The 9,105-nt window shown below is 32.6% G+C and carries 9 protein-coding genes; 3 read left to right on the top strand and 6 right to left on the bottom strand.

Annotated features, from left to right (window positions below; genetic code table 11):
* Positions 1-119: 119 nt before the first annotated feature.
* The gene (locus ABIN61_05450; GenBank protein MEO0293649.1) at positions 120-305 is read left to right on the top strand and encodes a hypothetical protein; all 186 of its coding nucleotides are present in this window, start codon (positions 120-122) and stop codon (positions 303-305) included.
* 21 nt (positions 306-326) lie between these two features.
* Here ABIN61_05450 and ABIN61_05445 read toward each other — a convergent pair whose 3' ends face one another.
* Positions 327-1,967 carry a DUF5597 domain-containing protein gene (locus ABIN61_05445; GenBank protein ID MEO0293648.1) on the bottom strand — a complete coding sequence of 547 codons (1,641 nt, stop codon included), beginning with the start codon at positions 1,965-1,967 and terminating at the stop codon, positions 327-329.
* Between the two features lie 158 nt (positions 1,968-2,125).
* Here ABIN61_05445 and ABIN61_05440 point away from each other — a divergent pair, with 158 nt between their 5' ends.
* Entirely contained in the window at positions 2,126-3,004 is an 879-nt protein-coding gene (locus ABIN61_05440) for a PD-(D/E)XK nuclease family protein (GenBank protein ID MEO0293647.1), read from the top strand.
* A 7-nt stretch (positions 3,005-3,011) separates the two neighbouring features.
* Positions 3,012-4,652 (top strand): hypothetical protein, encoded by a 1,641-nt coding sequence (locus ABIN61_05435; GenBank protein MEO0293646.1) that lies wholly within the window; start codon positions 3,012-3,014, stop codon positions 4,650-4,652.
* 7 nt (positions 4,653-4,659) lie between these two features.
* Here ABIN61_05435 and ABIN61_05430 read toward each other — a convergent pair whose 3' ends face one another.
* Genes ABIN61_05430 through ABIN61_05410 form a run of 5 tightly spaced genes read right to left on the bottom strand, consistent with a single transcriptional unit; the run spans position 4,660 to position 9,092 of the window.
* Positions 4,660-5,460, bottom strand: a complete 801-nt coding sequence (locus tag ABIN61_05430; protein MEO0293645.1) for an MlaD family protein — start codon at positions 5,458-5,460, stop codon at positions 4,660-4,662.
* A gap of 10 nt (positions 5,461-5,470) precedes the next feature.
* A complete protein-coding gene (locus tag ABIN61_05425; protein MEO0293644.1) occupies positions 5,471-6,232 on the bottom strand; it encodes an ABC transporter permease in 762 nt (253 codons plus the stop codon).
* Positions 6,233-6,235: 3 nt separating this feature from the next.
* Entirely contained in the window at positions 6,236-7,006 is a 771-nt protein-coding gene (locus ABIN61_05420; protein MEO0293643.1) for an inositol monophosphatase family protein, read from the bottom strand.
* Positions 7,006-7,872, bottom strand: coding sequence for a site-specific tyrosine recombinase/integron integrase (gene xerA / locus ABIN61_05415; protein ID MEO0293642.1), 867 nt, complete (start codon positions 7,870-7,872; stop codon positions 7,006-7,008). Before xerA ends, ABIN61_05420 begins: the two co-directional genes overlap by 1 nt.
* A gap of 5 nt (positions 7,873-7,877) precedes the next feature.
* Complete coding sequence (locus ABIN61_05410) at positions 7,878-9,092, bottom strand: asparagine synthetase B (protein ID MEO0293641.1); 1,215 nt, start codon at positions 9,090-9,092, stop codon at positions 7,878-7,880.
* Positions 9,093-9,105: the final 13 nt, after the last annotated feature.

The following is a 9,105-nucleotide window of genomic DNA, read 5'->3' as shown; positions in this document are numbered from 1 at the left end:
AGAAAGGATAGAAAGAGAATTCTTTGATATAGAAGTCTTTGAAGGGAAAGAGCATTTCTTTCATAAAGTCAATAATTATCTATTTTTCTTTAATACGATGAGAAAGAACTCAAACAAGAATGATAAACACTTTAGAGACACTTATTGAGAGAAGCAAATCTCCTGAACTTGTCCACTTGTTTGTGCCGGATCTTGATAAACTCCTGGAGAAGAAAATGGATATGACTCTTGATCTGGAATTAGACCTTGTGAATGTTAAAATATCTCAAAGTGTCCACCACCTGCCTTGGAAGGTCTGGTTCTAATCTTATCCTTATAAATCTTAACTATTTATAAATGTACAATTTAATTTTCTGAATCCCATAAACACCTTTTGGTATCCGCAAATGCCTACCCTGATGACTTTCATCTCCATTTAGTCTTCTCCTAGGCACCCATTCACCGTTTTTAAATTCTCCTTCTTCAATTCTTAAAATACCAACTTTTGAACTACCATCTATTGTCTCAAAATTTATCACCACACCACTCCCGGCCACATAAAACTCATCCTGATCCGTATTTATAATAAGAACCCCTGATAAAGGCCAGGTTTCATTTTTTGATTCTTGGGACCAACCAAGAGTAAAATCGTGTTTAACAATAAGCTTATATCCTCCAAGAATCACTTCTTCTTCTTTTTTATTATGATCTAAGAGACACCCCCGCATCTTTCCCATTCCTTGATTTTCTAAGATAAGACCAGACAATTGCTTTATAATTTCATAAGCCTTAGATATTGCTTCTTCTTCCAAAGCTTTTATTGATTCTATAGAAAAAGGGCTAAAACCTATAGCATTATGATTACCAAATACATAAAAAGCTTTCATTCCTACCTCAGGTTCCAAGCGAGCTTCAGGAATGAAAAATGGATTCTCTTTTCTATCATATTTATGGCACCAATTTTCTATATCAGGGAAATAAATATCAGGAGAAAGAAAGTCAATCGAAGGAGCTCCGGCTCGCCATACATCCATTAAGTGGGGTAATGGACCTGCACTCGGATACTGCCCTGGCTCATACCCTTTCCTCATTAAAGCTGCATTCACAAACATAGGAATATTATGTTCCTTTTTTCCAGCCTTTGCCAATTCCTCTACAAAAATAGCGTAATGCCAAGCCATAAATAATTCATCCGTAAATTTACTTTTCCCAAATACCTCCTCCCAAGACCCTTCCTTCTTGAAACCATTTGTTGCCCATAAATTATATAATTCCTGGGTCAAATTATTTTTGTTCTTTTCCAAATAATCAATAAAATCCCTTGGAACATTTTGGTTAAAGGCCAATTTTGCCTCTCCACAATAATCTCTTGCAACTGGAATCATTCCTATCTCATTTTCAACCTGGACCATAATTACCGTATTTTTTTTCTTATCAATCTTCGCGATATGTCTCATTAATTGTTGAAAAGCTCTTAAATCCGCTTGAAGATTATTCTTGCTAAAAACTGTAAGAATTTCCATTGCGTTACCCTTATCATCTCTGGCTCTTGGAAATCTTTTTTGATCAATCTTTACCCACTCTGGGGCATAACATGACATACTATTTTTCCAACTACCAAACCATAAAAAAACAATTTTCAAGTTGTTTTCTCTTGCCATATAAATTAGAGTATCTACAATCCTAAAATCAAACTTCCCCTCTTCGGGCTCTATCAATTCCCAATAAACAGGGATAAGAACTGTGTTTAAATTCAACTTCCGGAGAATTGGCCAAATATTCTTCATATATGATAAGCTGGAAGCACTGGAATTACCCAACTCTCCTCCAAGAATTAAAAACGGCTTATTATTCACAATAAGTTGAAAAGCTGTGCCTTGTCTCCTCAAATGAGGCAAATTACTCTCTGCTTCACTTAAGATTGGTAAAGGAAGGAGAAGAATAAAATTCGAAAAAAGATTTATAAATAAACTCTTCTTAAAAATCATATTTTTATTATATATACAAAAAAGAAAAGCCTTGTCAAGTTAAATCAAACTTTTCTTTCATAATGAATTAAAAAGGACCTTTCTCAGCATTTCCAAGCAGAAAAGCTTATTGACATTTCCTAATCTTTCTTTAAAATTCAATAAAAAGGAGCATTAAATTGATTGAGAAATTTCAGTATACTCCAATTCTTGGATGGTCATTTAGAAGATACGAAATCTTCAAAATGTGTAAAAGACAATACTTCTATGAGTATTATCCAAAATTTGATGATTTTTATTCTGAATATAAAATCAAAGAACTAAAAGCCCTTACCTCAATTCCTCTTTCTATAGGAATTATTACTCATAAAATAATCGCTATAATCTTAAAAAGACTTATGAGATCGGAAAGAGAAATAAATATAAATAAGCTTTGGGAATTCGTAAAAGAAGAAATTGAAAGATACTGCAAAAATAACACTTTTTCAGAGATTTATTATGGAGAGACAAAAAAACTCAATAAAGAAAAATTATTTTCTTCAATAAAATTAAGCCTTGAAAATCTTCTTGATAGCAATCGTTTTAACTGGATAAAAGAAAATGCAATAAAAAACAAAAAAAATTGGATCATTGATCCCCCAGGCTATGGAGAATTTAGACTCTCAGGAATTAAATTATATTGCAAAGTTGACTTTCTTTTTCCTTTTGAAGATAATTTTTACATAATTGACTGGAAAACAGGAAAGGAAGACATAAAAAAGCATAAAAAGCAGTTAATGGGTTATCTCTGGTGGGGTATTTATCATCTACAAAAGGAACCAAAAAAATTCCTTACAATCTCAGCATACTTAACACCAGAGTATAGCGAAAAAGAAATAAAGTTTAAAGAGTATGAATTAGAAAACTTTATATATAACGTAAAAAAAGAGACAGAGGAAATGTTTTCTTTTTGCAAAGATATAGAACAAAACATACCTATTCCAAAAGAAAAATTTGAAAAAACTTCAAAGAAAAAAATCTGTAGTTTCTGCAACTATAGAGAAATTTGTGTAGATTAAATGTAAAATGTTCTTATTACTTATAAAAAATAGAATTAAAAGAGCCATTAAATCTATTATCCTGACAAAGAGAACAAATCTTCTTGTCTATTTTATTGTCCTTTCTCTTTTCTTTATAGGAATTTTCCTATTCTTTTTTAAGTTCTTTCTTTTCTTAAAACCAATTGAGATAATAGGGACAATAATAGCTGATAGAATCATCTCTTACTCTTTTTTTACTTTCCTCTTGCTTCTTTTCACAAGTAATGGAATCACAAGCCTCTCCACTTTATATCATTCAAGAGAACTTGATTATCTCAACTCGACCCCTATTGAGCCTTTTTATATATTTTCAATAAAATTAATCGAAACAATTTTCTACTCCTCATGGGCCACTTTAATTGGTGGGTTACCAATTATCTTTGCTTATTTAATTGCCTTTTCTTCATTTAATCCCAAAATAACATTTATCATCTTCCCTTTATTCGCTTTTATCCTTATCCCTTCCGGATTGGGAGTTTCAATTGTGATAATCTTAAAAAAGTTAAACCCAAATTGGACAGTAAAACAACTCGTTATTGTCCTTGGAAGTCTTTCAATTCTTTTCATCTATATATACATAACTTCAACACCTTATAGCTTTAATGTCCCTGATACTTTAAGTCTCGAAGCAATTAACCAATTTGTTCAGCAATTAAAAGTCTCAAATCCTTATTTCCCAAACGAATGGCTTTATAAATGTTCTTCGGCTCTAATAAACAACAACTTAAAGGAATTCACAAAAAATTTTGTTTTGCTATTATCCGCAAGTACAATCTCAATCTCTATTGCTTTTCTTTCTTCCAATCTTTTCTATAAGGTAAGTTGGTTAAAATCTTTAGATGTTTCTCAGAAAACATTAATAAAAAGTAAATTATTGGTAAGTAAATTCCCAAAAATACTTAACATTTTACAAAAAGATATAAAAGCTTTCCTCCGTTCTCCAATTCAATGGTCTCAACTTTTAATAATTGGAACCCTTTTAGTAATTTACACCTTTTCTTTAAGAAGAACCCCTTTATATGTAAAAGATCCATTTTGGCTATCTATTTTTGCTCTTATAAATACAGCTTTTATAGGGTATATAACTGTAACCTTATCTCTTCGTTTTGTATATCCCGGAGTAAGTTTAGAAGGAAGAACCTGGTGGATCTTAAGATCTTCTCCTTTATCCCCTTCTCTTTTTTTACAATCAAAAGGAATTTTCTTCCTATTAGTAAATATTCTAATCTCCCAACCTGTTGTAATTTTGTCAAATATTGCTCTTGTGAAATACACCAAAATAGTAGTGCTATCCGCTATTCTTTCTATTATATTTTCTATAGTTTCTATTTATTTATCAATTTCTCTTGGGACAATTTTCGCAGATTTTAGAGAAACAAATCCGGCTAAAATTGCTTCTGGAGCCGGGGGTCTTCTAACAGCTATAATAAATCTATTTTACATAGCTATCTCAATGGCTCTTTTTACAACACCAATCTCAATATACATAAAAAATCAACTCCAAGGATTTTTAATCTCTATAAAAAGACCTCTTCTTATATCCTCTTTAATCTTTTCTTTCTTAACAATCCTAATAATAGTAACTCCTTTTAAATATGCGAAAAAGAGAATAGAAGAATTAGGATGATTTACCTTTAAAAAACACTTATTCTAAGAAATCTCCCTGGATTTTTTCTCACTTCTAGAAGTAAAGAATCAAGATTTGCGGTTGCTTTCACCAAGTTATCATATAACTTCTCATCATAAATTAATTTTCCTAAAGATCCTTCCTTATTATTTATCTTTTTCAAGGCTAAATCCAATTCTTCAAGAGAAAGATTTAATTTGCTTATTAAATCTTCAGCCTTACTTAAGCTCCCTCCCCCACTTTCAACCAATTTCTTCAAGCCTTTCCTATTCTCCTTTAAAATAAGCTCTGCCTCTTTAAGTGTTCTTTGCAAATTAAGAAGTGTTCCTTCTCCTCCTTCAAGACCTCTTTTTAAAGCCTTAACCAATTCATCAAACTTCCCAGCAACCTCTCCAACTTGAACAGTGGAAAGCCCTAAACTTGGTTCTCCTTTTAAAGTATCTCTGATGTCAAAAAAATTATCAGAAACTCCCGGATCCATAACTATTGTCTTTGTTCCGCTTATCATTGCAACATCCTGAATTGAAGCTCTCGCATCTTCCTTTAGCACAATGCTTTTCTCAAGCCAAACCTTAACCATAACCCCATCTTTCCTCATTTCCATATTTACTACCTTTCCTTTCGTTATTCCATATACCCTAACAGGATCTCCTTCCTTTAGGCCGCTAACATCATTATAAAAAATATGAAGATAATAACCTCTTTTTCCAACATTAAAACTCAAAAGCCAAAGCTGCCCAAGGACAAATATTAGAATAACGATTGTCAGGAATATTCCAACTTTTATAGCTTTTTCTTTTTTTATCATAAAACCTCCTTCATCTAAATACCAATCTTGAAACGAAATAATCAAGGAAGAGAATAAGAATCGTTGAAGATATCACCGCCTTCGTTGTAGAGTCTCCAACCCCTTCTGCTCCTCCTTCTGTTTTAAGGCCATAGTGACAACCCATTAAAGTCAAAGTCAAGCCAAAAACCATAGATTTTATCAACCCTCCATATAGAGTAATAGGATAATAATTCAATCTGACTCCTCTCCAATAAACATCACTTGAGATATTCAAACTCACTAAAGAAAGAATCCACCCTCCAAAAATTCCAATAACTTCTGCTATGATTGTTAGGATTGGTAAAATAAAAATTCCTGCAAAAACCCTAGGAACAACAAGATGCTCAATAGGATTTATAGCAAAAGCTTCTAAGGCATCAATTTGCTCTGTAACCTTCATTGAACCTATCTCTGCGGCTATTGAAGAGGAAACTCTTCCTGCAATTATTAACCCTACGATTAGAGGACCAAGTTCAATAAAAAGTGCTTTACAAACAAACATTCCTACATAAACATCTGGTGCATATTGTTTCCCCTGATAATAAGCTTGATAGGCTGTCACCATCCCCATAAAAAGAGAAGTAAAAAGAACGATTGAGATTGATTTTACACCCTGGAAAAACACTTGCTCTATAAACAAATCAAACTTTCTAAATATACCCTTTACATTCAGAAAAGTTTGCCAAAGAAGTATAAAAATTTCTCCTATGTATTGCATACTTGAATTTATCTTTTCTTTTAAGAAACGCATGGTTTATTTATTAACTTTATTCTTAATAAAGTCAAGTAAAAATTTTTGTATATATGGAGTTCCAGAAATAATATTTCCATCCGAAATTTCATTTCCACCCTTTTCATTCGTAACCAAACCTCCAGCTTCTCTTACCAACAAAACCCCTGCGCTAACATCCCAAGGAGACAAAGAAAATCCTAAATTTCCATCAATTTTTCCTCTTGCTGTATCTGCTAATTGAAGAGCAGCAGAGCCAAACATTCTAAGAGAATTTACCTGCACAATCAGCTCTTTCAAAAAATTAAAAATTTCTTCCCTTCTATTATAAGCAGAAGAGGGAATACTTATAGAAATTAAAGCTCTTGAAATTTCTTTCTCTTTAGAATGCTCAATTCTTCTCCCGTTAAAGAATGCTCCTTTCCCTTTTTCGGCATAAAAGAGCTCTTTAAAAATAGGAGCATAAATAACCCCAATTTTAATCTCCGAACCTTCTACATATGCAATAGAAACACAAAAATAAGATATTTTATGAATAAAATTATGAGTTCCATCTAAAGGATCAACGAAAAATGTTCCTTTCCCAGGAATTAACTCCCTTTCCTCTGAACATATACCAACCCCCGGAAATTTCTTTACCAACTCTTTTACAATAAATTCTTCGGATTCTTTATCTGCTTTTGTAACAAAATGCCCTTCTTTTTTCCTTTGAATATCTTCTCCATCCAAAAGACCAAAATAATTCTTAAGTAAAATCCCAGCTTTTTTTGCAACCTCGATTATCTCTCGTAACATTATGCTCTTGGATGAGCCTTTTTATACTCTTCTTTCAACTTTTCTAAACTCATATGGGTATAAATCTGAGTGGTAGATAAAGATTGATGTCCCAAAAGCTCCTGAACAGCCCTGAGATTTGCTCCCCGATTTAAAAGATGGGTTGCAAAAGTGTGTCGTAACGTATGAGGACTCATTTGATTTAAAGTTGCAACCTTAATTATTGCTTTTTTTACAATTCTTTGTAGATCACGCTGAGTTAGTCGCCTTTTAGATTTACTCAAAAAAAGAGGACCATCTTTCCATCCCCTAACCTCTGAAATATACTTTTCCAAAGCAATTAAAGCATATGTGGTAAGAGGTAATATTCTCTCTTTTTTACCCTTCCCATAAACCCTAATTAATCTACTTTTAGGATCAAACATTGAAAGATCAAGACCCACCAACTCAGAGGCTCTAATCCCTGTAGCGTAAAGCAACTCAAGAATAGCCTTATTTCTAATATCAAGTTCATTCTCAGGAATTTCTTCAAAAATTTTCTTCATTTCATCTTCAGAAAGAAAAGAAGGAATTGGCTTATCTACTCTTGGGGTTTTTACCGAAAGAGAAGGATTTCCTTTCAAAGCTTTATTCCTAACAAGAAACTTTGAAAAAGATTTTATTGCAGAAAGTTTCCTTGCAACAGAGGATTTTTTATATCCATAAGATAGAAGTTCTCCCATAAAACCTCTAATATCTTTTTTGTCCATCTCTGAAAAATCCTTTTTCCCATTCTTTTCCAAATAAGACTTAAACTCTTCAAGATCTATCTTATAACTTTTTACAGTAAACTCTGAAAAATTCCTTCTTTTGAGTTCTTCAATATAAAAATAAATAAGATTATCCATTCAAGTTAAGTTTTGAGTTTCTTTTTCCTTGCAGCAGGAAAAAGTAGATTGTTTAATATTAACCGATAACCTGGAGAATTCTTATGAAATTCTAAATAGGTAGGGGGATCCCCTACAAGGTGAGTATAATCCTCAGGATCATGCCCGCCAAGAAAAGAAAAACTACCTTTACCAAATTCTCCATAAATATACTTAACTTCTTCTGTATTTGGATGCTCACCCAAAATTATTATTTCACTTCTTAACTTCTCTCTGTTAAATCCTGTATCTTGACCAAGAAATTCTTTTATTTTATTTGTGTGATTTTGAGTGAGAATTGCAGGGATTATGTCTCTTTTAGCCATAAAAGTTTTAAGAAAGAAATAACTATCCTCTCCCCTCTGCAGAGTAAGATGAGTAATATCCACATCCGAATGTTCATATATATTAATAGAAGTAATTAGTTTTATATCTTTGAGAAAAAGAGTATTATTAAAATTCGCTTTCTTATAAAAATCTGAAGTGATCCCATCTCCATCAATTTGAGAAGGCACAATGTCTACTCCATAAAAAGCAAGAGCGATATCAAGAGTAATTGGAGCAGAACACATTGCAAAAAGAAAACCTCCTTTCGAAACAAAATCTTTTATTCTCATTGCAACATCGTGCTTCATTTTCCAAACCTTAGAATATCCCAAAGAACGTGCTTTCATCTCATTAATCTTAACCACTTCCTTATACCAAGGAGCTTCCGAATAACTTCTGTAAAACTTACCATACTGTCCTGTAAAATCTTCATGATGGAGATGCAACCAATCATACTCTATTAAAGCCCCCTGGAGAATATCATCATCCCAAACCCTATCATAAGGAATCTCAGCATACTCAAGGACAAGCGCTACAGCATCATCCCAGGGCCCTTCTATCTCTGGGATATAAACCGCAACTTTAGGAGCTTTCTCTAATTTCACCCTTTCCATATTCTCCCTTTCAATTATTGCGTAAATCTCATTTACCTCATCGTCTTCCATCCAAATTGTGTAAATACCTCTTTTATCTGCCTCTTTCTTTATCCCCTGAAGTCCAGGAAGAAGAAAACTTCCGCCTCTATAATTAAGGAACCATTCGGCAGTGAGCCCTTCCTGCAAAATTTTATAAACAAGACCATACGCTTTCAAATGATCTTGTTGCTCATTATCCATAGGAACGAATAGAAAATTAGCAATAATTAAAAAAAACATTTTTAAAAATTAC

This window comes from candidate division WOR-3 bacterium (assembly GCA_039804165.1).
Taxonomy (GTDB): Bacteria; Hydrothermota; UBA3072; order UBA3072; family UBA3072; genus JAFGHJ01.
The sequence above is the reverse complement of the archived record's forward strand: the minus strand, read 5'-3'. Positions and strand labels throughout refer to the sequence as shown.